This is a genomic window from Prauserella alba (assembly GCF_024171735.1).
GTDB classification, from domain to species: domain Bacteria; phylum Actinomycetota; class Actinomycetes; order Mycobacteriales; family Pseudonocardiaceae; genus Prauserella; species Prauserella alba.
In genome coordinates this window covers 792,153-816,637 of record NZ_JAMTCH010000004.1, presented here as the reverse complement: position 1 = coordinate 816,637, position 24,485 = coordinate 792,153, and the positions used below count along the sequence as shown (strand labels likewise).

Genomic DNA, 24,485 nt, shown 5'->3' with positions numbered 1-24,485 from the left:
CCGGTTAACGATCCTACGTCCGTTGGCCGGCGCCGGACGTGGGGCCGTCCTCTGATGCGGTCTCCGTCTCGTCGTCGGCCTCTGCGCACGACGCGATCCGGTTCCCACCGCAGCGTTTCGCCTGGTACATGGCGGCGTCGGCGCGGGAGAGCACCTCCTCGCCGCGTTCGCCTGCCCGCAGGGCGACCAGCCCGACCGACAGGGTCACACCGTGCGACAAGTGCCGTGGCAGCTCGTCGACGGCCGTTACCGCGCGGTTCATCGCCTGGTGTGCCGCCGACAACGTCGCTCCCGGCAGCAGCGCGATGAACTCGTCCCCGCCGTAGCGCGCGACGATGTCGTCCCCGCGCAACGAATCCCGGAGGGTGCTGGCCACCACGCGGAGCACGTCGTCACCGTCGGCGTGGGAGCGGTGGTCGTTGACTCCCTTGAAGCCGTCGAGGTCGATCAGGGCCACCGCGAGCGGGTCGCTGGAAGTCGAGGTCGCGAACCTGCGGAGCCGTTCGTCGAGCGCGCGACGGTTGGGCAGGCCGGTCAGCGGATCCTGCAGTGCCTGCTGCGTGACGGCACCGTGTGCGGCCGACAGCCGTTCGTGTTCGCGGCGGGTGTCGAGGGCTGCGCTCTGGGACTCGCGCATGGACCACAGTTCGGCTTCCAGCGCACCCGCGTAGTCGGCCAGCTGCGCTCTGGGGTCGCCGATGTCGTACCGGTCGGCGAACCGGGCGAGCTCGTGGATGAGGCCGATGCGCATCGACGGCTGTGGATACTCCTCGGGAATGTGGTGGCGATCCTCCATGAGCAGCCGGAACGCCTCCTCGTGTTCACCGACCGACTCCAGGCAGCGGGCGAGCGCGATCGCCAGCAGCGGATTGTCGTACGGGTACAGCGGCGTGGCGCGCAGGCTGCGGAGGCGGTCGATGTGCGCATCGCTCGGCGCGGCGAGCGCCAGCGCGGATGCCAGCGACGCGACCTGGTCGACCGCGGCCACGCCGGCCTTGCGGGGGAACAGTGACTCGGCGAACGGCGCTTCCACGGCGATCGCCATCGAAGCGGCCGTGCGGAACCGCTCACCGGCCTCGTCGCTGCGGCCGACACGTTCGAGGCGCAGCCCCCAGCCGAGCAGCATCTTCACGCGGTTCATCAGCAGCATCGTGATCTCGTGCGGCCCCGCGCTGTCGCGGACGGCCTGGTGGGCCCGAGTGATCACCTCTTCGGCGACCTCGTAGACGCCGAGCTGGTTCAGCACGATCCAGCAGTCGTTGAGTGCGGTCGACAGCAGCCGGTCCCAGGCGCGCCTGCCCAACCCCAGTTCCTGCGACGGCGGATCGTCGAGCAGTGCCAACGCCCTGGCGATCTCCGTCAACGCGGCGTCGTCGTGCCCCGCGAGTACGAGGCGACGGCCACGCAGTGCGTGCGCATCCGCACGTAGCAGCGTGGCGCCGTGTCTACGGGTGTGCGCGAGCATCTCGTCGAGCTGCCTGCCCGCCTGGTCGGCCGCGCTCGCGCTGATGAGTCGCGACAAGGCCGCAGCCCGCAGCATCTGGGCGACGAGCAGTGGTTCGCCGCGCCGCTGGGTCTCGTGGAGCAGTTCGTCCAGTGTCGTAATGATGTCCGGCTGCTCGTGCTTCTCGCTGCGCTGGACGAGGGCGATCAGTTCCCGGGCACGTCCGAGCAGCCAGGCGTCGGACTTGTCGCCGAGCGCCGGATCCACCGGATCCTGCGGTGCCGTCCCCGCGGACTGCGCACCCACGGCGCCGCGTGCAGTCCCGGCGGAATGCGCAGTTCCGGCGGGGTGCGCACCGGAGTCGGCCGTGACTCCGGTGGTTGCGGCCGCGGCGGATGGACCCGTGCCGCGTGTTGCGGCCGCGCCGCCGGGGGCGGCGCCGGGCTCGGCCGCGACCTTGGACTCTTCGCCGTCCAGCGGACACACACCCCCTGGGCTGCCGGGATTCCGCTCTGCTCCGCCGCCAGGGCTCGAACCTGGACTGTCAGAACCAAAATCTGAAGTGCTGCCAATTACACTACGGCGGATCGCGCCTGGTCAGGATATCCACTGCAGGTTGCACGCTGCGCGCAGGTCCCGGCCGTCGGTTTTCGCCTCTCCCTCAGGCGGGAAACCTCCTGTACCGTAACTTACGCAATCGTAGGTTAGGTGACCCTTCCACCGTCGCCGTTGGTCCGCCGACGGCGACGGTGACGGCGGTCCTCGTGGAAAGAAGTGACGTGCATGACGGCAACTCTGGACGCGGACGAAACACCGAAGGCCGGTCGTAAGCCGATCCTGGACGGCCAGCGCACGCCCGGCGTTCAGTTCGCGGTCTATCTCGGTGTGCTGGCTCCGCTGGCAGCGCTCATCGCCGCGGTCCCCTTTGCGTGGGGCTGGGGTCTTTCGTGGGTCGACGTCGGCCTCTTCGTCGTGTTCTATGCCTTCTCCGGACTCGGTATCACCGTCGGGTTCCATCGCTACTTCACGCACGGCTCGTTCAAGGCCAAGCCGTGGCTCAGGGCGCTGCTGGCCATCGCGGGCAGCAGCGCGGTGCAGGGGCCGGTGATCACGTGGGTCGCGGATCACCGCAGGCATCACGCGTTCTCCGACCGCGAGGGCGATCCGCACTCGCCGTGGCTGTTCGGCACGACGCCGGTAGCCGTCGCGAAGGGCTTCTGGCACGCCCACATGGGCTGGCTGTTCGAGCGGGATCAGAGCAACCACGGACGGTTCGCACCCGACCTGCTCAAGGACGAGACCATCAGCCGGATAGACCGGCTGTTCGGACTGTGGACCCTGCTCAGCTTCGTTCTGCCTGGCATCATCGGCGGGCTCGTCACCTGGTCGTTGTGGGGCTTCGTAACGGCCTTCTTCTGGGCCGGTCTGGTGCGGGTCTGCGTGCTGCACCACGTGACCTGGTCGGTGAACTCGATCTGCCACATGCTCGGGGAGCGGCCGTTCAGTGCCCGTGACCGTTCGGCCAACTTCTGGCCGTTGGCCATCGCCTCGTTCGGCGAGTCGTGGCACAACCTCCACCACGCCGACCCGACGTCGGCTCGTCACGGTGTGCAGCGTGGGCAGATCGACATCTCCGCCCGCGTGATCTGGGCATTCGAGAAGCTCGGCTGGGCGCACAAAGTGCGCTGGCCCACGGCCAAGCGCCTGGAGAAGCTCTCGACTGCGTGAGCAAGACCGGCTGCCTGTACGGTTCGGCAAATGGCAGGTCGACGGCGCGCTAAGCGGGACGCGGCCGCCGCGGGGGCTCAGTCCGACGCTCCCGCGGTGGCCCGCGTGCGCATGACGGGCACGGAACGCAGGCAACAGCTGCTGAACGTCGCCCGGACACTGTTCGCGGAGAAGGGCTACGACGGCACGTCCGTCGAAGAGATCGCGCGGCGCGCGAACGTCTCCAAGCCAGTGGTGTACGAGCACTTCGGGGGTAAAGAAGGCGTCTACGCGGTCGTGGTGGACCGGGAGGCGCAGGCGATCCTCGACCGCATGGTGTCGAGTCTGCACGCCGATCATCCGCGGGCGATGCTCGAGCAGGCCGCGAGTGCCTTGCTCGGCTACGTCGACGAATCCCACGAGGGATTCCGGATCCTGGTGCGGGACTCGCCGGTGGCGAGCTCGACGGGAACTTTTTCCACGCTGCTCAACGACATCGCCAGTCAGGTCGAGGACATCTTCGGCGAAGAGTTCTCGGCGCGCGGCTACGATGGCAAACTCGCACCGCTGTACGCGCAGGCTCTCGTCGGTATGGTCGCCCTGACCGGGCAGTGGTGGCTCGATGCGCACAAACCGAAGCGGGACGAGGTGGTCGCGCATCTGGTGAACCTCGCGTGGAACGGCCTGTCCAACCTCGAGCACAAGCCGAAACTGCGCGTGACCGAGTGAGCCTGCCCGCGCCGGCGACCCCGTCGGCACGGGCTCCGTCGACCGGCGGCGAGGACGTAGGCTGGGAACCAGAACCCCATAGTTCGACGATTCGAGTACCTGTGCCCGGTTTTCGCCGGGCACAGGTGTGTCCGCGTGTTCGCACCCGAGGGAGACGCTCCGTGTCCCAGCCGCCGTTGGCCGGCCTGTTGTCGGCCACCCTCCCCGATTCCGCCCTGCGCACGGTTCTCGAGCGTGCGGGCGCACCGCTGCTCGACCTGGACGGTGCACCCGCGACGCGGCAGCTCGTGCTGTCGGCGCTCGCGTCCGACTCCGGTGCGGCCAAGCCGGTCCTCGCCGTCACCGCGACCGGCCGGGAAGCCGAAGAACTCACCGCGGCGCTCGAGAGCCTGCTGGGCGAGGACGCTGTCACCGACTTCCCGTCGTGGGAGACGTTGCCCCACGAGCGGCTGTCGCCACGGGCGGACACTGTCGGCAAACGGTTGGCCGTGCTGCACCGGCTCGCCCAGCCGGGCCACGGCGGCCTGCGTGTCGTCGTGGCGACGGTGCGGAGCCTCATCCAGCCGATGGCGCCCGGGCTCGGCTCCCTGGCTCCGGTCGATCTCCGGGTCGATGAGGAGCTCGACTTCGAAGGCGTGCTCGAACGACTCGTCGAGCTGGCCTACACACGCGTCGACATGGTGGAGAAGCGCGGCGAGTTCGCCGTTCGGGGCGGCATCCTCGACGTCTTCGCACCGACCGACGAGCATCCGCACCGCGTCGAGTTCTGGGGCGACGAGGTCAGTGAGATTCGCGCGTTCTCGGTCGCCGACCAGCGTTCCCTGCCGGGCGAGATCTCCGAGGTGACCGCGTCGCCGTGCCGGGAACTGTTGCTGACGGGCGACGTCAAGACCCGTGCGGCGGAACTGGCGGAAGAACACGCCACCGATGCACAGCTCGCCGAGATCCTCACCAAGCTCGCGGACGGCATCCCGTCGGAGGGCATGGAGTCGCTGATCCCGGTTCTGTGCGAGGGCGAGCTCGAACTGCTCACCGATGCGATGCCGGAGGGCACCCACGTCGTCCTCTGCGATCCGGAGAAGATTCGTGCGCGTGCCGCCGATCTCGTCCGCACCGGACAGGAGTTCCTGGAGGCGTCGTGGACGTCTGCCGCGGACGGCGGGCGCGCCCCGATCGATCTCGGCGCCTCGGCGTACCGAGGGCTCGGTGAGGTGCGTACGCACGCGACGGAGTCGAACCGTGCCTGGTGGACGTTGTCGCAGCTGACCAGCGAGGACGACGCCGTTCACATTGGTGTCGATCAGGCTCCGGCCTATCACGGCGAGCTCGAGAAGGTCGTCACGGATCTGCGGGCACACACGGCGGCGGGCGGCGCGGCCGTGGTCGTCGTCGCGGGATCGGGTACGGCGCAGCGTGCCGTCGAGCAGTTGTCGGCGGGCGAGGTGCCCGCCACCTACGCCGAATCTCTCGCCGAACACCCGAAACCCGGCATTGTCACGGTCACCTGCGGTGCGATCAGCGACGGGTTCGTGGCTCCGGACAGCGCCCTCGTCGTGCTGAGCGAATCGGACATCACGGGGCGCGGCGCCAGCGCCGGGCGGTCGGGGCGTGATCTGAACACCAAGATGCCTTCGCGGCGCCGTAACGCGGTGGATCCGCTCGCTCTCAAGGCGGGGGACTACGTCGTGCACGACCAGCACGGCATCGGCAAGTTCGTCGAGATGGTCCAGCGCAGCATCGGTGGGGCGACGCGCGAGTACCTCGTACTCGAGTACGCCGCGTCCAAGCGGGGACATCCCGGGGATCGGTTGTTCGTGCCCAGCGATCAGCTGGACGAGGTTTCCCGCTATGTGGGCGGGGAGCTGCCCACGCTGAACAAGCTCGGCGGTTCCGACTGGAAGAACACGAAGGCGAAGGCCCGCAAGGCCGTCAAGGAGATCGCCGCCGAACTGGTTCAGCTCTACGCCGCGCGACAGGCCGCGCCCGGCCACATGTTCGGTCAGGATTCCCCGTGGCAGGGCGAACTGGAGGACGCGTTCCCGTTCGTCGAGACGAACGACCAGCTCGCGGCCATCGACGAGGTCAAGAGCGACATGGAACGCAGCGTCCCCATGGACAGGGTGATCTGCGGCGACGTCGGGTACGGAAAGACCGAGATCGCGGTGCGTGCGGCGTTCAAGGCGGTACAGGACGGCAAGCAGGTCGTCGTGCTCGTGCCGACCACGTTGCTGGCACAACAGCACCTGAACACCTTCACCGAGCGAATGGGCTCCTTCCCGGTGACCATCCGCGGCATGTCGCGGTTCACCGAACCGGCGGAGGCGGACAAGACGCTCGAGGGGCTCGCAGCCGGTGAGATCGACATCGTCATCGGTACGCACCGGCTTCTGCAGAGCGGTGTGCGGTACAAGGACCTCGGCCTGGTGATCGTCGACGAGGAGCAGCGGTTCGGCGTCGAGCACAAGGAACACATCAAGGCGCTGCGAACGCACGTCGACGTGCTGACCATGTCGGCGACTCCGATCCCCCGCACGCTCGAAATGAGCATGGCGGGCATCAGGGAGATGTCGACGATCCTCACGCCGCCGGAGGACCGGCACCCGATCCTGACCTACGTCGGTGCCTACGACGACAAGCAGGTCGGGGCGGCCATCCGCCGTGAACTGTTGCGCGACGGCCAGGTGTTCTTCGTGCACAACCGGGTCTCGTCGATCGAGAAGGCCGCGACGCGGTTGCGTGAGCTCGTGCCGGAGGCGCGGATTGTGACCGCGCACGGTCAGATGCCCGAACACAAACTGGAACAGATCATCCAGGGCTTCTGGCAGCGGGACTTCGACGTGCTGGTCTGCACCACCATCGTCGAGACCGGACTGGACATCTCGAACGCCAACACGTTGATCGTCGAGCGTGGCGACATGCTGGGCCTCGCGCAGCTGCACCAGCTCCGAGGCCGGGTCGGCCGCGGCAGGGAGCGGGGCTACGCCTACTTCCTGTATCCACCCGAGAAGCCGCTCACCGAGACGGCCCACGACCGTCTCGCCACGATCGCGCAGAACACCGAGCTCGGTGCCGGTATGGCGGTGGCGATGAAGGACCTCGAGATCCGGGGCGCGGGCAATATTCTCGGTGCCGAGCAGTCCGGCCACATCGCCGGTGTTGGTTTCGATCTGTACGTCCGGCTGGTGGGCGAGGCGGTCGACGCCTTCCGGCGAAGCGCCGGAGCCGAGCCGGCCGAGGACGAGGCTCCCGCCGAGGTGCGGGTCGACCTGCCGATCGACGCCCATCTGCCGCACGACTACGTGCCCGGTGAGCGATTGCGGCTCGAGGCCTACCGCAAGATCGCGGCGGCGACGGACCAGTCCGAATTGGACAGCGTGCTGGACGAACTCGTGGACCGCTACGGTCAGCCGCCGGAACCGGTGCGCAGGTTGCTTGCGGTGGCGGCCTTCCGGCAAGCGTGCCGCAAGGCAGGTGTGACCGAGGTGACCGTGCAGGGCAACACGATCCGCTTCACGCCGCTGCCACTGGGCGATTCGCAAATGGTGCGGTTGAAGCGGCTGTACCCCAAGGCTGCGTACAAGGCGGTGACGCACACGGTGTCGGTGCCGAAACCGACGGAAGGGCCGGCGGGTGGCCGGATCGGAGCGCCACCGTTGCGTGACGAGGCGCTGCTCGATTGGTGCGGCAACTTGCTGAAATCGATGACGCAGCAGCCCGCGGCGGTGTGAGCGCACGCGATGCCGGCCGCGGCGCCTTCGCGGCCGGTCATGGCGGGCCACCTTTGATGTGACCGGAATTTCGAACGTGCGGTCGTGGAATGTGCGCTCGGGTCTTTCTTGGATTTCCGCTCGGGGCATGCCTCAACGGTAATCCGGGATTCGACCCGGGGAAATTCCCGGAAACGACGATTGTTTCCGCAGGGAATTCGACACTCGCGACACGGGTCGAACCGCTCCCGATGGGGCGCCGGGTAGTGCAATCCGTTCCGTGCCAGGGGGTTCAGGGCCGAGTCCGGTTGTCAAATCGCGTCGGTTCGTACCTCCCGTCGGCGGTCCGGCCGGACCGCCGACGGGAGCCGGTCGGGTGCTTCAAGCGGCCGTCGCAGCGACGGCGGGCGCGCAGGCGGGCATCCAACGGTGGAGCCGGTACCGCTCGACCTGGCGTTCACGGCGCGGTCGCCCCGGTGTCGCCACCGTGGGATCGGCCCGGCCGGACGGAAGTAGGTGTGTGCCGTGCACGTGGTTGCGTGGAACGGTGGGGTGTGTGCGAAGCTGCCGCCTGTGATCCGGATCATGCGTCGCCCCATCGCGTTGTTCACCGCCCTGCTCGCAGGTCTTGTGCTGGCCGGCTGCGGCGCGGGGCCGAGTCAGGTCCACTCGGCGGCCATCGTCGGCGACCGGTCGGTGCCGCTCGACGACGTGCAGCAGGAGATCGACTGGCTGCTGGACAACGTGCCGCAGGCGCAACAGGCACAGCGACAGGGCAAGGTCGACATGTACGCGCGCGAGGTCGTCCGCGGTCGCGTTGTCCACGAACTGGCGCAGATCGCGGCCGAACGCGAAGGTGTCCGGGCCGATCCGGCCGAGATCGACGAACTGATCCGGGGCAGTGGTGGTGCGGACCAGGTGTCGCGTTCGGCCGGCGTCGAACCCGACCGGGTGCGTGATCTCGCCTCGGATCAGGTCGTGCTGCAGGAGCTTGCGCGTAAGTACCTCGGCAGCCTGTCGGTGGACCTGCTCGGCACGGTCGTCACCGGAGACGAACCCGGCAACAGCGCCAAGGAGAAGGCGACCGCGCTCGGCAGGCGGATCGCGGACGATCCGGACCGGGCACGGGCAACGGTCCGGCAAACGGGCCATCAGTTGGTCGACGAGGAGCTCGACTTCGCGGAAACGCTCCAGAACGACCCGGAACTGGCGACGACCGCGGTGTTCGGTTCCCAGCAGGGCACCGTGGTGGTCGTCCAGCCAAGCCGGCAGCGGGCGGGCTGGTTGGTCGGACTCGTGACCGAACGCCGGACCGCCGAGCAGGCGGACGCGGAGGCGGCCGAGCCACAGGTGAACCCGGAGTATCTCTACTTCGCGGGCCTGCGCATGCTGCAGCCGATCGCGGAGGAGGTCGGCGTGCGGATCAACCCGCGCTACGGCGTGTGGGACGAAGCGGCGTTGGCGCCGGCCCCGAACGAGGACGAGTTGACCGGAAGGCTGTTGCGGTCACGTACCGTGAACTCATGACCTGGCGATCGCCGACGGTGGTGCTGTGCAGTCCGGCGCTGCCGGATCATGTGCCCGCTGCCGCGCTGAGTGTGGTCCGCGGGGCGGAACACGTCTACGCGGCCGTGGGGCTGCCGGACACGCTGCGCGCGGCGCTGGATGCGAAACCGGCTCCGCATCCCGAGGAGCTGACGCGGCAGAGCGGTGTCGTGCTCGTGGCCTCCGACGCCGGTGACCCCGGTGCGGCGGAACTCATCGCCGAGGGTGCCACCGTGATCGAGTCTCCTGCGCCCCCGCTGGAACGGGCCGTCGAAGTCATGGACCGGCTCCGATCTCCCGGTGGTTGTCCGTGGGACGGGAGCCAGACGCATGAGTCGCTGCGCCGGTATCTCGTCGAGGAGACCTACGAGTTGCTCGAGGCGATCGAGGACGGCGACCGGACCGCGCTGCGTGAGGAACTCGGCGACGTGCTGTTGCAGGTGCTGTTTCACGCCCGCGTCGCGGTCGAACACGAATCCGATGCGTTCGACATCGACGAGGTCGCGACCCAGCTGGTGGCGAAGTTGGTCGGAAGGCACCCGTATCTGTTCACCGCCGCGGGCCGGGTGGATTCGGCCGAGCAGCAGCAGATCGCCTGGGAAGAGCTGAAACAGCAGGAGAAACAGCGCGAGTCGCTCGTGGACGGAGTGGCGCTGGGACAACCGGCAGCCGCGCTCGCGGGCAAGCTCGGCCAGCGGACCGGCCGGGCGGGGGTACCGTTCGATCTGATGCCGCCGGGCGCGGACGACGGGTCGCGGTTGTTCCGGATCGCGGCGGCGGCCGCACGTACCGGCACCGACGCCGAAGGCTCGCTGCGCGGAGTCGCCAAGGAGTTCGCCGCACGCGTCAGGGATGCCGAACGTGCCGCGCGGGCCGCGGGCCGCGAACCGGCCGAGCTCGATGCCGACGGATGGCGGGAGTTCTGGCCGGTGTCATCCGCGTAGCCTGGCCGGGTGAGCGAACGCCCTTCGTCCTCGACACCCCGTGGCGATGGTGGGCCGTCGTGGCCGCTGCCCGGTCCGGCGCTTTCGCGCATCGCTCTCACCCTGGCTCTTGTCGCGACCGGCCTGATCCTGGTGTTCACCGTCGGCACGAACCGCGACGAGGAACCGAACGCCGAGGGCGCTGCGCCGCCGCCCCAGCCGACGTCACGGTCACGCCCACAGCCGACCGTGCCCGCCCAGGCCACGCCGGCGCCGGTCGACCGGCCGTCGCAATCGGACGAGGACGAGCTCGACGAATGGTCCCGGAAGATCGAACACGCGACCGGGATCCCGGCACGGGCCGCGGCGGCCTACGGGCGCGCGGAGATGTGGTTGCGCGGCGACCGGCCGGAGTGCCATCTGTCGTGGAGCACGCTCGCGGCGATCGGCCAGGTCGAGTCGCGGCACGGTGCCGCGGGTGGTGAACCGGGGATCGGTGTCGACGGCGTGCCGGCCACGCCGATCATCGGCCCACCGTTGGACGGGTCACGGGGGCGTGCCCAGGTGAGGGACACCGACCGCGGCGAGGTCGACGGGGACGCGACCTGGGATCGGGCCGTCGGGCCGATGCGGTTCCTGCCGGCACAGTGGCAGCGCTGGGGGAAACGGGCGACCGGGGACGGGCGTGCCGCCGATCCGCAGGACATCGACGACGCGGCGCTCACGGCGGCGCGGCTGCTCTGCGCCGAGGACCGGGATCTGGCGACGGCGAAGGGCTGGTGGAAGGCGGTCGGCGGCTTCCGCGGCCCGGTCACGTCCGGCGGCGCCGACGAGTACGCGGGCCGGATCGCCGACCAGGCCGAGGTGTACGCGGGTCAGGCTTCGGGCTGACGGCACGGGGACACGGTGAGCCCGCACCGGCAACGTGCGTCGCCGGCCCGTGTCCGCAGCGCGGCCGGCTCGGCCCAGGGCGGTGTCAGCCTCGCGCCGGTCGCGCCCCGCTTCAGGTTCCGCTGCCGCCGAGTGCGAGGCGGGCCGACACCTCGCCGATCGCGTCCTGGTACTCGGCCTGCGGGTGCATGGCCGAAGCCATCCGCAGCTGGCCGAGGGCCTCGGCGAACCGGCCGAGCCGTTGCAGTGTCTTGCCGAGAACGAATCGGGCGTAGTGGTCGGACGGGTCGTGTTCGATGACCTTGCGCAGGGCGTGTTCGGCTCGCCGCAGCTGCGCGGAGTGGAAGTAGGCGCGCCCCGCGAGCAGTTGGACGCTCGGCTTGTCGGGTTCGGCTTCGAGCACGGGCCGGAGCGCCTTGAGTGCGTCGAGCGGGCGACGCCGTTTCACGAGGGCTTCGGCTTTCCGGAATGCGTGCACGGGAGAGTCGCCGGTGTGCGCCGCCTGCCGGCCGGCAGAACTCGGAGGCCCGGCCGGAGGTGGATTCGGTGGCGTCGATTCACCCATGGTTCAGCGACGGTACCCGCGTCGGAGACGCATTTCGAGACCTTGACCGGCCGCCCGTCCGATGATCAACCTGGTGGCGGAGTGTGTGCCGGGGTGCGCTGAGGCCCCGGGGGCATGATAAGTGGCGATCATCCGTGTGGTGGACTAGCCCGCCATGAGCGACCCCGCGATGACAGGCGACGACCCGAGATATCTCGGCATCGCGCCGTACCTCTACTACACGGACGCCACCGAGGCGGTGGAGTGGCTCACCCGCGTGTTCGGGTTCACCGAGAAGGTCCGCTACGTCGACGCGGCCGGCGAGGTCTTCCAGGCGACGCTGAGCGCGGGCGGTTCCGACATCCACCTCGCCGGTGTCGGTGACGACTACTGGCCCGCGAAGGGCGTCGACGGTCCGGTCGGCCAGCTGAACGTGGTGTACGTCGACGACGTCGACGTCCAGTTCGAGCGGGTCGACGAGGCCGTCGGTGACGGTGTCCAGGTGTCGCGCCCGCAGGACCAGCCCTACGGGGCGCGGCTGTTCACCGTGCAGGACGTCGGCGGCAACAGCTGGACGTTCTGGCAGCACATCTCGGACACGGCCGACCTGCCGGCGGGCTGGCGGGAGATCCGCCAGGGCGAGACGGTCACCCGCGGTGCCGACGGTCTCCACGACGCGGGCGCCGAACCCGCAGGCGGAGCCGACGGCGGAGAGGACGCGGACCGCGGCGAGCCCGACCGTGCCGACGGGATCGGTGAGCAGACCACAGGCTGACCCGATCCACAGGCTGACCTGATCGGGTGCTGAGATGTTCACCACTCGCCGTGCGAATCGCCATCTGTGCACGTCGGCGTGCGCGTGCCTCCAACGGGTGACCTACGACGCCCGATACGCTCCCTTCGAGGCGACTACGTTGAGTGCCGTCAGAACGGCACAACCGGGTGAGGAGCAAGTGTGGCGGTGATCGAGCAGGTAGGCGCGCGGGAGATTCTCGACTCTCGTGGCAACCCGACGGTCGAGGTGGAGGTGGCCCTCGACGACGGAACGCTGGCGCGGGCCGCGGTTCCGTCGGGTGCGTCGACCGGTGAGCACGAAGCCGTGGAACTGCGTGACGGCGACCCCAATCGCTACGGCGGCAAGGGTGTCGAGCGCGCCGTGGCCGCGGTGCTGGACGAGATCGGCCCCGATCTGGCGGGGGTCGACGCGGTCGACCAGCGCATCGTCGACCAGAAGCTGCTGGACCTCGACGGCACGCCGGGCAAGTCGCGGCTGGGCGCCAACGCCATCCTCGGCGTCTCGCTGGCCGTCGCGAAGGCCGCGGCCGACTCGGCCGACCTCGAGCTGTTCCGCTACCTCGGCGGTCCGAACGCCCACGTGCTGCCGGTCCCGATGATGAACATCCTCAACGGCGGTGCCCACGCGGACACCGACGTCGACATTCAGGAGTTCATGATCGCTCCGATCGGCGCCGAGTCGTTCAGGGAGGCGCTGCGCTGGGGCACGGAGACGTACCACGCGCTGAAGTCGGTGCTGAAGTCCCGCGGCCTGGCGACCGGCCTCGGCGACGAGGGTGGGTTCGCCCCCAGCCTGAGCAACAACCGTGAGGCTCTCGACATCATCGTCGAGGCGATCAAGAAGGCCGGCTACCAGCCCGGTCGGGACATCGCGCTGGCGCTCGACGTGGCGGCGACGGAGTTCTACGCCGACGGCGTCTACACCTTCGAGGGATCGAAGCGCAGCGCCGAGGACATGAGCGCCTACTACGCGGAACTGGCCGAGGCCTACCCGCTGGTCTCGATCGAGGACCCGCTGTCGGAGGATGACTGGGACGGCTGGGTCACGTTGACCTCGCAGCTCGGTGACAAGCTGCAGCTGGTGGGTGACGACCTGTTCGTCACGAATCCGGACCGCCTCGAGGACGGCATCTCGCGTGGCGCGGCGAACGCGCTGCTGGTGAAGGTCAACCAGATCGGCACCCTGTCGGAGACGCTGGACGCCGTGGCCCTGGCGACGTCGTACGGCTACAAGTCGATGATGAGCCACCGTTCCGGAGAGACCGAGGACACCACGATCGCCGATCTGGCGGTGTCCACGGGCGTCGGCCAGATCAAGACCGGCGCGCCCGCGCGCAGTGAGCGCGTGGCGAAGTACAACCAGTTGCTCCGCATCGAGGAGACCCTCGGGGACGCCGCCCGCTACTCGGGCGACCTGGCCTTCCCGCGGTTCACGCCGGAGAGCTGACGCGACCGTGGCCGACCGGGGGAGAACACGGACCAGGCGCGGCGGGGGCCGAGCACGCGGCTCGGCCCCCCGCGACCTGCGGTCGTCGCAACGCACTCGGCGTTCTGGCGACCGCAGGTCGGCCCTGCGCCGCCCCGCGGCTGCGAAACGTGCGGCGAGCGCCGCCAAGGTACTGGGGATGTCCACGACGCGTCGCGCCGCCGTCGTGGCGATCGTGGTGTGCGCGCTGGCCTTCACGATCGCCGTGCCGCTGCGCACGTACCTGTCGCAGCGTGCGGAGGTCGCCGAACAGGAGGCCCGGCAGGAGCAGCTGCAGCAGCAGGTCGAACGCCTCGAGCAGCGGAAGGCCGAGTTGTCCGACCCGGCGCAGGTCGAGGCCGAGGCGAGGCGCAGACTTCGGTATGTGATGCCGGGCGAGACGCCGTACATCGTGCAGCTTCCGGAGGATGCGGCGGCCGAACCGGAACCCGCACGGGGAGACGACTCGCCTGCGCGTCACGGAGCCTGGTACGAGCAACTGTGGGATGGCGTGACCGAAGGTGAATAAGACCGATTTCGAACCGGTGACCGAGGCGGACCGGGAGATCATCGCGGAGCAGCTGGGCAGGCCGCCCAGGGCGCTGCGCGCGATCGCGGCGCGCTGCGACAGCGGCCACCCCTGCGTTGTCCAGACCAGTCCGCGGCTGGAGGACGGCACGCCCTTCCCGACGTTGTACTACCTGACCTGCCCGAACCTGAACTCGCTCGTCGGCGGGCTCGAGGCACGCGGCGTGATGCGGGAGATGACCGACCGGCTCGACTCCGACGAGGACCTCGCCGCGGCGTATCTCCGGGCCCATGAGGCATATCTGGCCGAACGCGACGCGATCGATCCGCTCGGCCACGAGGTCACCGCGGGAGGCATGCCGAAGCGGGTCAAGTGCCTGCACGTCCACCTCGCGCACACGCTCGCGCGCGGCGAGGGCGTGAATCCGTTCGGCGACGAGACGCTGCGCCTCCTGCACGAACTCGACTGGCCGAACGGCGACTGCGCCGCCCGGTCCTGACTCCGACCCCTGCAACGTCCGGTCGCCGTCGATAACCCGACCGGACCAACCTCGCGAGTAGCAACGCCTGCGCGTGTGGGAGCAGTGTCCGTTGGGCATTCCTCCGGCGGATACGAGCGTCGCCGGCGCACGCGAGGAGGGGGCGTGGACAGACCGCGAAGAGCCCGATTCCGGGAGAAATCAGCTGCCATCGTGTTGGCGGGATTGCTTGCGGTAGTGCCTGCGGCGTTGCTGAGTGACAGGGCGGAACTCGCCTACGGCTGGACGGATCCGACGGCGGCGGAACCCGGCGACGGCGCAGGCAGTACCGAGAGCAGGAATCGTGTCGGGGTCGACGGCACTCTGCCGTCCCCGCCCACGCCCGGGAAGCTGATGATCGAGATGCCTGCGCCGGGACCGCTGGGGATTCCGGGCAGCATGCTCGAGGCGTACCGGAAGGGCGCGCGTTCGCTGGGCGCCGAACGGCCGGACTGCGGCGCCGACTGGGCGTTACTGGCCAGCATCGGCCGGTCGGAGTCGAACCACGCGCGGGGCGGGTTCGTCGACGCCGAGGGCACCACGCGGGAACGGATCACCGGTCCGCCGCTGAACGGAGGCCCCGGTGTCGCCACGATCCGCGACACCGACGGCGGTGCGCTCGACGGCGACACGACGTGGGACCGCGCGGTAGGCCCGATGCAGTTCGTGCCAGGCACGTGGCGCAAGTACGGCGCGGACGGCAACGGCAACGGCCGGGCCGATCCGAACAACGTGCACGATGCGACGCTCGCCGCAGGACGGTATCTGTGCTCGGGAGGGATGAACCTGCGGTCGGACGGTCAGCTGCGGGCTTCGCTGCACCGCTACAACGATTCGCGTTCGTACGTCGAGACCGTGATCCGCTGGGCGCAGGCCTACCGCGACGGTGTGCTGCCGATCCCCGACAGCGACGTGCCGCTCGGCGCGCCTCCGGAAATCCTGGCCGAACCCGGCAGGCCGCAGCCGTATCCCGAGCAGCAGCCGCCCCCGGACGTGCTCGCCGCGCCGGGCCCCGAGCATCGCCCCGGCGGTTCGGGCGATGCCGGCAGGCCCGGCAGCGGGGGCGGCCGGATCACGGTGACGAAACCAGCACCGCCACGTCCGCCGAACGGGTCCGGCCACGGCGACGGGAACAGCGGCGAGGGGAACAGCGGCGAGGGGAACAGCGGCGCCGGTGACAGCGGCGACGGGAACAGCGGCGGACCCGGGCACGGTGATCGGCCGGGCAATGGTGATCGGCCGGGCAACGGTGGCCGGCCAGGCAACGGCGGCGACGGCGGACCCGGCGAGGGCGACGGCGGCGACGGCGGACCCGGCGAGGGCGACGGCGACAAACCCGGCGACGGCAACGGCGGCGATGACGGCGACGAACCCGGCGGCGATGAACCCGGCGAGGGCGGCGACGGCGACGAACCCGGCGACGGCCATGGTGACGGACCGGGCGACAAGCCGACGACGACACCACCCGACGTGCCGCAGCCGCCGAAACCGACCGAGCCGAAGCCGACCGAGCCGAAGCCGACCGAGCCGAAGCCGACCGAGCCGAAGCCGACCGGGCCGAAGCCGACCGGGCCGAAGCCGACCGGGCCGAAGCCGACCGGGCCGACGACACCGACCACGCCCACCGCTCCGGATCCGTCGCCTTCGGAACCGTCGACGTCACCTTCGCCTCCGCCGGAGGAGTGTCCGACACCGGAGGAACTGGAGACGATGGCGAAGAAGGGCGAGCAACCACCGAGGTGGTGCCTGTGCCCCGGCGATCCGAAGACACCCGACGACGACGAGGTGCTGCCGCCCGACGAGTGCGAGTGGCCGCCCGGTGAACCACGACCGCGCCCGGAGGTGCCGGCATCGCCCTCGGCGCGGCCGGAAGGCCGGTGAGCCGTCGTGGTCCGCAGCGGGTGCTGCGGGCCGGTGGCGGGGAGCGTTTAGTGTTGGCGCATGCCTCGTGTAGCCGCCATCGACTGTGGGACCAACTCGATCCGCCTGCTGGTCGCGGAGCTGACACACCGCCACGACGGCAGTGTCGACCTGCGTGACCTGCACCGGGAGATGAAGGTGGTGCGGCTCGGTCAGGGCGTGGACGCCACCGGCAGGCTGGCGCCCGAAGCGCTGGAACGCACCAGGGAGGCGTTGGCCTCGTACACGGTCGCGGCGCGCCGGAAAGGCGCCGAGAAGGTGCGCATGGTCGCCACGTCGGCGACGCGCGACGCGAGCAACCGCGACGAGTTCTTCGCCATGACCCGCGAGGTGCTCGGAGTGGAGGCCGAGGTCATCACCGGGGACGAGGAGGCGCGCCTGTCGTTCACCGGTGCGGTGGGTGAGCAGGACCCGGACGACGGGCCGTTCCTCGTCGTGGACGTCGGTGGCGGGTCGACCGAACTCGTGCTGGGCACCTGGGACGGTGCACAGGCCGAGATCCTGGCCGCCAAGTCCGTCGACATCGGGTGCGTGCGCCTCACCGAGCGGGCGTTGCCGAACGATCCGCCGACCGCCGAGGACGTCGACACCGCCCGCGGGGTCGCGCGCGAGGTGCTGGCCGAGGCTTTCGACCTGGTCGACGTCGCGAAGGCGAAGACGTGGATCGGCGTGGCGGGAACGATCACCACGCTCTCGGCGCTCGCTCAGGACCTGCCGGAGTACGATTCGCAGGCCACGCACCTGTCACTGTTGTCGCACGCCACGATCGACAGGATCACCGCCGAGCTGCTGGCCGCCGACCACGACGCCCGCGCGGCCAGGAAGGTCATCCACCCGGGCCGGGTCGACGTCATCGGAGCTGGATCGCTCGTCGTGCAGACGCTCGCCGAGGAGCTGCAGGCCCGCGGCGGCCCCGATTCTCTGCTGGTCAGCGAGCACGACATCCTCGACGGCATCGCGCTGTCGCTGGCCTGAGAACGGGCCGTGGGTGATCAGAAGGAGCGCATGCTCCGCGGCGAGTGATACCTCGACGAGCCCGACCTGGCCGGAAGCGGTCCGCGATGCACGCGCGCGATCGCCGCACGGCGGTGGAACGGGCTCCGCGAGCACCCGCCCGTGGGCGTCGGTGCGCGCGGAGCCCTTCCCCGTGTCCGGCGGAGCAGTTTCCGCAGCTCTGCAGGAACGGCGGCGCCCCGGGAGGCGCCACGGGCGGTGTCGTCGGATCAGCGGTTGGACGCGGACTTGACGAAGGCGGCCAGGTCCTTGCCCTGCTGCACCCGCGATTCCGGCCGGACGTACATCATGTGGCCTGCCGGGTAGTACGCCGTCTCGACGTTCGCGTGCAGCTCCTGCGGGATCCGCAGCTGGGCGATCACGTGCTCGGCGGCGTAGTAGGGCGTGGCGCCGTCGTAGTGGCCGAGCGCGACGTGCACCTTCAGATGCGGATTCTCGCGCATGGCCCCGCTGAGCGAGTCGACCACCGACACGGCGCGGCCTTCGAAGTCCGAATAGGACCACGCCCGGTTCACGTCCATGGACAGGATCTCGTACGGCAGATCGCTCTCGTACTGCAGTTCTGCTCGCACGTAGTGGTTGAACGCGGCTGAGTAGGCCCCGATGATCCGCGACACCGACGCGTCGTCGCTCATGTGCTCGCGGCCGCCGTCGGGTTCCCAGGTGGTGAACCGGCCGTCCATGCGCCCGGTGACGAGTCCTTCGTCGCGCAGCAGCTCGGTGAAGAACCGTACGTGCTCGATGCGCAGGTTGACCCGGTCGACGTAGTCCTCCGACAGCCCGGTCAGCTCGGCCAGCTTCGCCACGACCTCCGCGCGCTCGTCGGCGTCGAGCCGGGCGCCGCGCTGCAGCGCCCACGGCAGGTCGCGGGAGGCGAACTCCTCGGCCTCGGCCAGCACGTCGGCGAGCTCGCGGTCGCCGTGTTTGCCGTGGTAGTGCGCGATGGCGGCGTAGGTGGGCACGAACAGCGAGTACGGCAGTTCGTTGCCCTCGGTGAACCGGATCGTGCCCATGTCGAGCACGGACGAGATGAGCAGCAGTCCGTTCAGGTACAGGCCGTGACGGCTCTGCAGGTGGGCGGCGAGCGCGGCCGCGCGCAGCGTGCCGTACGACTCGCCCGCGACGAACTTCGGCGACAGCCACCGCTGGTTGCGCGAGGTCCACAGCCGGATCACCTCGCCGACGGATTCCACGTCGGGGGTGAAGCCGTGGTAGTCGCCGGGCTTCTCCCCGTCCACCGCACGCGAATAGCCCGTCGACACCGGGTCGATGAACACCAGGTCGCTGTGGGCCAGCAGCGTGTCGGGGTTGTCGGCGAGGCCGTACGGCGGCGGCTCGGGGTCGTTCACGTCGCCTGCCACGGCGCGCCGCGGGCCGAGTACACCGAGGTGCAGCCAGATGCTCGACGAGCCGGGACCGCCGTTGAAGGCGAACGTCACGGGCCGCGTCGTCGGGTCCGCGCCGTCGAGCGTGTAGGCGGTCACGTAGACCTCGGCCTTCGGCTTGTGCCCGTCGAACGTCCCGTCGTCGAGGACTTCCTTGCGCAGCACGATCCGCCCGGTCTGCGCCGTGTAGGCGAGCTTGCGGCGTTTGACGGTGATCGAGTGCCGGGTGGTGACGAGATCGTCGGTCGGCTCGGCCTGCGATTCCGGCGGGGCGGTGTCGGTCTCGGCGGTGCTCTTCGCGTCGGTGTCAGAGGTTTCTGGCATGTCTCCAACCTATGTGTTCACCGCGGCCGGGCGCTCCGAAATTCGCTGTGCCCGATGTCGCCGGTGCTGCAAGGATCCCCGGTATGCATCTCGTCATGGTCGGCGTCACCGCGCCGAGTCACGTTTATCCCGGTCTCGGACTGATCGCCGAACTCGTCGAGCGGGGGCACCGGGTGACGTACGTCGTCGGCGACCGGCTGGCCGACCTGGTCGCCCCGACGGGCGCCGAGGTCGTCACACACGAGTCGATCATGCCCGCGGCCGACGAGCACTGGCCCGAGGACATGGGCGCGGCGATGCAGGTCTTTCTCGACGACGCGATCACGGCGCTGCCCGTCGCAGGCGGCATCGACCGGCCCGACGCCGTGCTGTACGACATCGGCGGGTTCGCAGGCCGGGTTGCCGCTCACCGGTGGGGTGTGCCCGCGGTTCAGCTGTCCACCGCCTACGTCGCGTGGGAGGGCATGGCCGAGGAGATGGCGGAGTTCAACGAGGCACTGAGGACGTCGCCGTCGGGAGAGAAGTACTACGCGACGTTGCGTGCGTGGCTCGACGAGAACGGCATGGACATCGAGGCCGACGAGTTCACCGGAACACCGCCGTCGTGCGTGGTGCTGATCCCACGGGTGCTGCAGCCGAACGTCGAGCGCGTGGCCGACCGGTACGTGTTCGCCGGTCCGTGCGTCGACCCTGCCCGGCGCACCGGATGGACGCCCGAACCGGGGGACGACCGGCCGCTCGTGTACGTCGCGCTGGGTACGAGCTACACCGAACGGCCCGACATCTACCGGGCATGCGTCGACGGGCTGGCCGGCGACCACCGCGTCGTGCTCGCCACGGGCAAGGTCGACCCCGCCGGCCTCGGTGAGTTGCCGCCCGGCGTGACGGCCGCTCGCACCCAGCCGCAGTTGGACGTGCTGGAACACGCGTCGGTGTTCGTGAGCCACGCGGGGATGGGCAGCGCGGCCGAGTCGCTGTGGTTCGGAGTGCCCACGGTGCTCGTGCCGCAGGCCGTCGACCAGTCCGCGAACGCGGGCATGCTCGCCGAGGTCGGCGCAGGAGTGCTGCCCGAGGAGCCGTGGGACGCCGCGACCCTGCGCAGCGCTGTGGACGCAGCCCGCGACAAGGCCGGCCGCGCGCGCGAGCTCAGGGCGGAGGTGCGTGCGGGCGGCGGCATCGACAGGGCGGCCGACGCGGTGGAACGACTGTGCGCGCGCCGCTGACGAGGAGGCGTCGTCGTCGGAGGAACGCGGGCGAGGGGGAGAATGGCGGTTGTGGGACGGACGCTGGCCGAACTGGACGCCGACCTGACCGAATGCCGAGCGTGCCCGCGGCTGGTCGAATGGCGGGAGCACGTCGCCGAGACCAAACGTGCCGCCTACGCCGATGAGACCTACTGGGGGAGGCCGGTCCCGGGGTTCGGCCCCGCCGACGCCGCGCTCGTGATCGTCGGGTTGGCGCCCGCGGCGCACGGCGCCAACCGGACGGGGCGCATGTTCACCGGGGACCGCTCCGGAGACGTGCTGTACCAGGCGTTGTACGACGTCGGTCTCGCGTCACAGCCGACCGCGACCCATGCCCGTGACGGCCTCGAGCTGTACGGCACCCGGATCACGTCGCCGGTGCACTGCGCGCCGCCGGCCAACAAGCCGACGCCGGCGGAGCGCGACACCTGTGGCGGCTGGCTCGCCGCGGAGCTCGACCTGCTCGCACCGACCGTGCGGGCCGTCGTCGTGCTGGGCGCGTTCGGCTGGCAGGCGTTGCTGCCGGTGCTCGCGCGGGCGGGGTGGGAGGTGCCGCGGCCGCGGCCGTCGTTCGGCCACGACGTCCACGTCGAGCTGGCCGGTCCGGCGCCGCTGCACCTGGTCGGGTGCTACCACGTCAGCCAGCAGAACACCTTCACCGGACGGCTCACTCCGGCGATGCTGCGGGAGGTGCTGGGCCGTGCGAAGGGGCTGGCCGGCCTCGACGAGGGATGACTTGACGGTAGCTGCGCCATGACTGCAAAATGCAGTCATGGCGGTGTTGACCATTCGGGACGTGCCGGACGACGTCAGGGACGCGTTGGCCCACGACGCGCGGGAGCGCGGGCAGTCGCTGCAGGCCTTCCTGTTGAGCGTGCTGCAACGGCAGGCTGCGTTCGGTGGTAATCGGCAGCTGCTCTCGGAGATCGAACGGGAGCTGAGCGAAGGTGGTGGAGCCGAGGGCGACGCTCCGGACGCCGCGGACCTCCTGGAGCAGGCAAGGCCGGAGGGGCGGGGCGGCGGAGTCGGGAACCCGGGCGCGGGTGGCGCCGGGTGATCGTCGTCGACGCCTCGGTCCTGGCGAACATGCTGCTGTACGCGGACGGTCGCGGACGGGGCGCACGGGCCGTGTTGGCGCGAGACGTCGAGTGGGTGGCACCCGAACACTGGAAGGCGGAGGTCTTCTCGGTTGCCAGAGGGCTCACGCTCGGCGGCAAGATCAAGGAAGGGCAGGCCGCTCGAACCGTGAAGCGGATCCCGTTGCTCGGTGTCGAGACCGTTTCACTGGACGAGTTCCTCGTCCGGATGTGGCAGTTGCGCGACGCCGTCAGCGGGTGCGACGCGGCGTACGTCGCATTGGCGGAGGCGCGCGGTATTCCGCTCGTGACCGCGGATGCGCGGCTTGCGCGCGCGGCGATGGGGCATTGTCGAGTGGAACTGGTCGCGCAGCGTTGAAGGCTCTTTCCCCGCACTGAAGTGTTGCCGTCCGGCCCTGTTGTGTTCCGGTGCGCCGAAGCGTGTACCCGGCCGGAGTCGATCGGCCGTCGGCGTTACACCCGGACTCTGGAGGTGCGATCCGAGATGACGGTCCCGCGGTGCGAGTTGCGCCCGCTCGATGCGGCCAATCTGTCCGACCTGCTCGCGGTGGCGGTCGCCGAGACCGACCCGCTCGAGGTCATGCCGCCGGTGGCCGGGGAGCCGGGCTGGAACGAGGCTCGACGCCGGGCGTTCCGCGCGTTCCACCTGGCCAGGTCGATCGAGGCGGAGCAGCCGGTGGAGACCACGTACGTGGTGGTGGTCGGCGAGCGGGTGGTCGGAGCGGCGCGCCTCGAACCGGTCGGCCGAGACGTCGAGATCGGGCTGTGGCTCGGGCGGTCGCACCGCGGCAGGGACCTCGGCCGCACGGTGCTGGCGGAGCTGCTGACGGCGGCACGTGCGACGGCGGCACGGCGCGTGGTCGCGAGCACCACCGTCGCGAACGTCGCCGCTCGGCGGCTGCTGAGTGACCGGGGAGCCGTGCTCTCCGTTCACGGCGACCGGGTCGACGCGGTACTGGACCTGGCCCGCGGCCGGTGACCACGAGAACGGACGAGAACGCCTGCCGAGGCCTTGCGTTCGCCGCATAGAACGGTGTAAAGCTCATGTCAACTGAATCGTTTGCGTGAAGGCGGCGACACCGATCACACCTGGCCAACCCCGTTAGTGGGGACTGGCGGTTAGTGGGAAACTGAGCACATGGCAGTCAAGTCGGAACCGACGAGGATCCTCATCCTCGGCGGCGGATACGTCGGCCTCTACACGGCGCTGGGCCTCCAGAAGAAGCTCAGGGCCAACGAGGCGTCCGTGACGATCGTCGATCCGCAGCCGCACATGACCTACCAGCCCTTCCTTCCGGAAGCGGCCGCCGGGTCGATCGAGCCTCGGCATGTGGTGGTGCCGCTGCGCCGGGTGCTCCGACGCTGCCACGTGCTCACCGCGCGCGTGAACAAGATCGAGCACGAGCGCAAGACCGTCACGGTCGAAGCCGCGGACGGCCACATCGAGCAGCTCGGCTACGACGTGCTCGTCGTGGCGCTCGGCTCCGTGCCGCGCCTGCTGCCGATCCCCGGTCTCGCCGAGCAGGGCATCGGCATCAAGACGGTCGGCGAGGCCATCTACCTGCGCAACCACGTCTTGACCAAGCTGGACGAGGCGTCCAGCACGCTCGACCCCGACCTGCGTAAACGCCTGCTGACATTCACGGTCGTCGGCGGCGGATTCGCCGGTATCGAGGCGCTGGCCGAGCTGGAGGACATGACGCGCGACGCCTCGACGTACTACGAGAACATCGACCCCGACGACATCCGCTGGGTGCTCGTCGAGGCCGCGGGGCGGATCCTGCCGGAGGTGCGCGACACGCTCGGGGTGTGGACGGTCGAGCAGCTCGAGAAGCGCGGCATCGAGGTGTACCTGTCGACGGCGGCGAAGTCGTTCGAGAACGGCCACGTCGTGCTCTCCGACGGCACCGAGTTCGACAGCGACACCATCATCTGGACCGCGGGTGTGAAGGCCAACCCGGTGGTCGCCGAGTCCGACCTGCCGACCGACAAGCGCGGCAGGCTCGAGGCGACCGCGGCGCTGAACGTGGTCGGCCACCCGGACGTCTGGACCTCGGGTGACGTCTCCGCGGTGCCGGACCTCTCGCGCACCGAGGAGGATCCGACGGCCACCTGCCCGCCGAACGCCCAGCACGCCGTGCGGCAGGCCCGCCACCTGGCGAAGAACATCGTCGCCTCGCTGCGCGGTGGCAAGCCGACGGACTACTACCACAAGAACCTGGGCGCCGTGGCCGGTCTCGGACTGCACAAGGGTGTGGCCGACGCGATGAAGATGAAGATCAAGGGCTTCCCCGCCTGGCTGTTCCACCGCGCCTACCACGTCCACGCGATGCCGACCTTCAACCGCAAGGTCCGCATCATGCTGGACTGGGCACTCGGCGGGCTGTTCAAGCGCGAGACGATCTCGCTCGGGCAGATCAACAACCCGAAGGAAGAGTTCAACCGGGCATCCAAGTCCTGACCGCGCTGCGCACCGTGTGAATTTCGAATGCGGCCCCGAGGTGAACGGCCTCGGGGCCGCATTCGTTGTTCCGGGGGTGGGGGTTCACGGCCGTTGCGGGTGCGCAGGGCCTTAAGCTGCTAGGTGCCCCCGTAGCCCAACCGGCAGAGGCAGTCGGCTTAAAACCGATCCAGTGCGGGTTCGAACCCCGTCGGGGGCACTCCGAGGATTCGCGGACGAGATGCGCGGCGGCGAACCGTGATCC

At 69.9% G+C, this 24,485-nt stretch carries 21 protein-coding genes and 2 tRNA genes; 19 read left to right on the top strand and 4 right to left on the bottom strand.

Annotation, left to right across the window (positions count from 1 at the left end; all coding sequences use genetic code 11):
- Window positions 1-13: 13 nt before the first annotated feature.
- Window positions 14-1,750, bottom strand: a complete 1,737-nt coding sequence (locus tag LY12_RS12640) for a GGDEF domain-containing protein (RefSeq protein ID WP_253856228.1) — start codon at window positions 1,748-1,750, stop codon at window positions 14-16.
- Between the two features lie 209 nt (window positions 1,751-1,959).
- Window positions 1,960-2,031: transfer RNA gene (locus tag LY12_RS12635), tRNA-Gln, on the bottom strand.
- A gap of 196 nt (window positions 2,032-2,227) precedes the next feature.
- On the opposite strand from LY12_RS12635, the gene LY12_RS12630 reads away from it, so the two are divergent.
- The 6 genes from LY12_RS12630 to LY12_RS12605 all read left to right on the top strand — a co-directional run bounded on the left by LY12_RS12630 (window position 2,228) and on the right by LY12_RS12605 (window position 10,946).
- Window positions 2,228-3,172, top strand: a complete 945-nt coding sequence (locus tag LY12_RS12630) for an acyl-CoA desaturase (protein ID WP_253856226.1) — start codon at window positions 2,228-2,230, stop codon at window positions 3,170-3,172.
- Window positions 3,173-3,283: 111 nt separating this feature from the next.
- Window positions 3,284-3,880 carry a TetR/AcrR family transcriptional regulator gene (locus LY12_RS12625; RefSeq protein ID WP_253857339.1) on the top strand — a complete coding sequence of 199 codons (597 nt, stop codon included), beginning with the start codon at window positions 3,284-3,286 and terminating at the stop codon, window positions 3,878-3,880.
- A 161-nt stretch (window positions 3,881-4,041) separates the two neighbouring features.
- Entirely contained in the window at window positions 4,042-7,608 is a 3,567-nt protein-coding gene (gene mfd, locus LY12_RS12620; RefSeq protein WP_253856224.1) for a transcription-repair coupling factor, read from the top strand.
- 564 nt (window positions 7,609-8,172) lie between these two features.
- A complete protein-coding gene (locus tag LY12_RS12615; protein ID WP_253856222.1) occupies window positions 8,173-9,114 on the top strand; it encodes a hypothetical protein in 942 nt (313 codons plus the stop codon).
- Window positions 9,111-10,076, top strand: a complete 966-nt coding sequence (locus LY12_RS12610; RefSeq protein WP_253856220.1) for a nucleoside triphosphate pyrophosphohydrolase — start codon at window positions 9,111-9,113, stop codon at window positions 10,074-10,076. The genes LY12_RS12615 and LY12_RS12610 overlap by 4 nt, the downstream gene beginning before the upstream one ends.
- Before the next feature lie 9 nt (window positions 10,077-10,085).
- Window positions 10,086-10,946, top strand: coding sequence for a lysozyme family protein (locus LY12_RS12605; protein ID WP_253856218.1), 861 nt, complete (start codon window positions 10,086-10,088; stop codon window positions 10,944-10,946).
- 112 nt (window positions 10,947-11,058) lie between these two features.
- Here LY12_RS12605 and LY12_RS12600 read toward each other — a convergent pair whose 3' ends face one another.
- Window positions 11,059-11,511 (bottom strand): tetratricopeptide repeat protein, encoded by a 453-nt coding sequence (locus tag LY12_RS12600; protein ID WP_253856216.1) that lies wholly within the window; start codon window positions 11,509-11,511, stop codon window positions 11,059-11,061.
- 154 nt (window positions 11,512-11,665) lie between these two features.
- Here LY12_RS12600 and LY12_RS12595 point away from each other — a divergent pair, with 154 nt between their 5' ends.
- The 6 genes from LY12_RS12595 to LY12_RS12570 all read left to right on the top strand — a co-directional run bounded on the left by LY12_RS12595 (window position 11,666) and on the right by LY12_RS12570 (window position 17,691).
- Window positions 11,666-12,265 carry a VOC family protein gene (locus LY12_RS12595; RefSeq protein ID WP_253856214.1) on the top strand — a complete coding sequence of 200 codons (600 nt, stop codon included), beginning with the start codon at window positions 11,666-11,668 and terminating at the stop codon, window positions 12,263-12,265.
- A gap of 180 nt (window positions 12,266-12,445) precedes the next feature.
- Window positions 12,446-13,732, top strand: coding sequence for a phosphopyruvate hydratase (gene eno / locus LY12_RS12590; protein WP_253856212.1), 1,287 nt, complete (start codon window positions 12,446-12,448; stop codon window positions 13,730-13,732).
- Window positions 13,733-13,739: 7 nt separating this feature from the next.
- On the top strand, window positions 13,740-14,279 hold the full coding sequence (locus LY12_RS12585; RefSeq protein ID WP_253856206.1) for an FtsB family cell division protein: 540 nt from the start codon (window positions 13,740-13,742) through the stop codon (window positions 14,277-14,279).
- On the top strand, window positions 14,272-14,778 hold the full coding sequence (locus LY12_RS12580) for a DUF501 domain-containing protein (protein WP_253856205.1): 507 nt from the start codon (window positions 14,272-14,274) through the stop codon (window positions 14,776-14,778). The genes LY12_RS12585 and LY12_RS12580 overlap by 8 nt, the downstream gene beginning before the upstream one ends.
- Before the next feature lie 144 nt (window positions 14,779-14,922).
- Complete coding sequence (locus LY12_RS12575; protein WP_253856204.1) at window positions 14,923-16,677, top strand: lytic transglycosylase domain-containing protein; 1,755 nt, start codon at window positions 14,923-14,925, stop codon at window positions 16,675-16,677.
- Window positions 16,678-16,737: 60 nt separating this feature from the next.
- Complete coding sequence (locus LY12_RS12570; protein ID WP_253856203.1) at window positions 16,738-17,691, top strand: Ppx/GppA phosphatase family protein; 954 nt, start codon at window positions 16,738-16,740, stop codon at window positions 17,689-17,691.
- A gap of 248 nt (window positions 17,692-17,939) precedes the next feature.
- Here LY12_RS12570 and LY12_RS12565 read toward each other — a convergent pair whose 3' ends face one another.
- A complete protein-coding gene (locus tag LY12_RS12565) occupies window positions 17,940-19,439 on the bottom strand; it encodes a S10 family peptidase (protein WP_253856202.1) in 1,500 nt (499 codons plus the stop codon).
- An 83-nt stretch (window positions 19,440-19,522) separates the two neighbouring features.
- Between LY12_RS12565 and LY12_RS12560 the strand changes: the two genes are divergently transcribed.
- The 7 genes from LY12_RS12560 (at window position 19,523) to LY12_RS12530 (ending at window position 24,440) form a co-directional block, all read left to right on the top strand.
- Window positions 19,523-20,662: a macrolide family glycosyltransferase gene (locus LY12_RS12560; protein ID WP_253856201.1), complete on the top strand. Its 1,140-nt coding sequence runs from the start codon at window positions 19,523-19,525 to the stop codon at window positions 20,660-20,662.
- Window positions 20,663-20,704: 42 nt separating this feature from the next.
- Window positions 20,705-21,418, top strand: coding sequence for a uracil-DNA glycosylase (locus LY12_RS12555; RefSeq protein ID WP_253856200.1), 714 nt, complete (start codon window positions 20,705-20,707; stop codon window positions 21,416-21,418).
- 37 nt (window positions 21,419-21,455) lie between these two features.
- On the top strand, window positions 21,456-21,740 hold the full coding sequence (locus LY12_RS12550) for a FitA-like ribbon-helix-helix domain-containing protein (RefSeq protein WP_253856198.1): 285 nt from the start codon (window positions 21,456-21,458) through the stop codon (window positions 21,738-21,740).
- Window positions 21,737-22,138, top strand: a complete 402-nt coding sequence (locus LY12_RS12545) for a type II toxin-antitoxin system VapC family toxin (RefSeq protein WP_253856196.1) — start codon at window positions 21,737-21,739, stop codon at window positions 22,136-22,138. Before LY12_RS12550 ends, LY12_RS12545 begins: the two co-directional genes overlap by 4 nt.
- A 126-nt stretch (window positions 22,139-22,264) precedes the next feature.
- Window positions 22,265-22,759, top strand: coding sequence for a GNAT family N-acetyltransferase (locus LY12_RS12540; protein ID WP_253856188.1), 495 nt, complete (start codon window positions 22,265-22,267; stop codon window positions 22,757-22,759).
- Between the two features lie 159 nt (window positions 22,760-22,918).
- Window positions 22,919-24,241: an NAD(P)/FAD-dependent oxidoreductase gene (locus tag LY12_RS12535; protein ID WP_253856186.1), complete on the top strand. Its 1,323-nt coding sequence runs from the start codon at window positions 22,919-22,921 to the stop codon at window positions 24,239-24,241.
- Window positions 24,242-24,366: 125 nt separating this feature from the next.
- Window positions 24,367-24,440: transfer RNA gene (locus LY12_RS12530), tRNA-Leu, on the top strand.
- Window positions 24,441-24,485 lie beyond the last annotated feature (45 nt).

Bases quoted from the DNA above. Each gene is read 5' to 3' on its own strand.
- LY12_RS12570 (WP_253856203.1), top strand. From the start codon at position 16,738: ATGCCTCGTGTAGCCGCCATCGACTGTGGGACCAACTCGATCCGCCTG.
- LY12_RS12540 (WP_253856188.1), top strand. From the start codon at position 22,265: ATGACGGTCCCGCGGTGCGAGTTGCGCCCGCTCGATGCGGCCAATCTG.
- LY12_RS12560 (WP_253856201.1), top strand. From the start codon at position 19,523: ATGCATCTCGTCATGGTCGGCGTCACCGCGCCGAGTCACGTTTATCCC.
- LY12_RS12565 (WP_253856202.1), bottom strand. From the start codon at position 19,439: ATGCCAGAAACCTCTGACACCGACGCGAAGAGCACCGCCGAGACCGAC.
- LY12_RS12600 (WP_253856216.1), bottom strand. From the start codon at position 11,511: ATGGGTGAATCGACGCCACCGAATCCACCTCCGGCCGGGCCTCCGAGT.
- LY12_RS12615 (WP_253856222.1), top strand. From the start codon at position 8,173: ATGCGTCGCCCCATCGCGTTGTTCACCGCCCTGCTCGCAGGTCTTGTG.
- LY12_RS12625 (WP_253857339.1), top strand. From the start codon at position 3,284: ATGACGGGCACGGAACGCAGGCAACAGCTGCTGAACGTCGCCCGGACA.
- LY12_RS12630 (WP_253856226.1), top strand. From the start codon at position 2,228: ATGACGGCAACTCTGGACGCGGACGAAACACCGAAGGCCGGTCGTAAG.
- LY12_RS12555 (WP_253856200.1), top strand. From the start codon at position 20,705: ATGGCGGTTGTGGGACGGACGCTGGCCGAACTGGACGCCGACCTGACC.
- LY12_RS12535 (WP_253856186.1), top strand. From the start codon at position 22,919: ATGGCAGTCAAGTCGGAACCGACGAGGATCCTCATCCTCGGCGGCGGA.
- LY12_RS12550 (WP_253856198.1), top strand. From the start codon at position 21,456: ATGGCGGTGTTGACCATTCGGGACGTGCCGGACGACGTCAGGGACGCG.
- LY12_RS12595 (WP_253856214.1), top strand. From the start codon at position 11,666: ATGAGCGACCCCGCGATGACAGGCGACGACCCGAGATATCTCGGCATC.
- LY12_RS12610 (WP_253856220.1), top strand. From the start codon at position 9,111: ATGACCTGGCGATCGCCGACGGTGGTGCTGTGCAGTCCGGCGCTGCCG.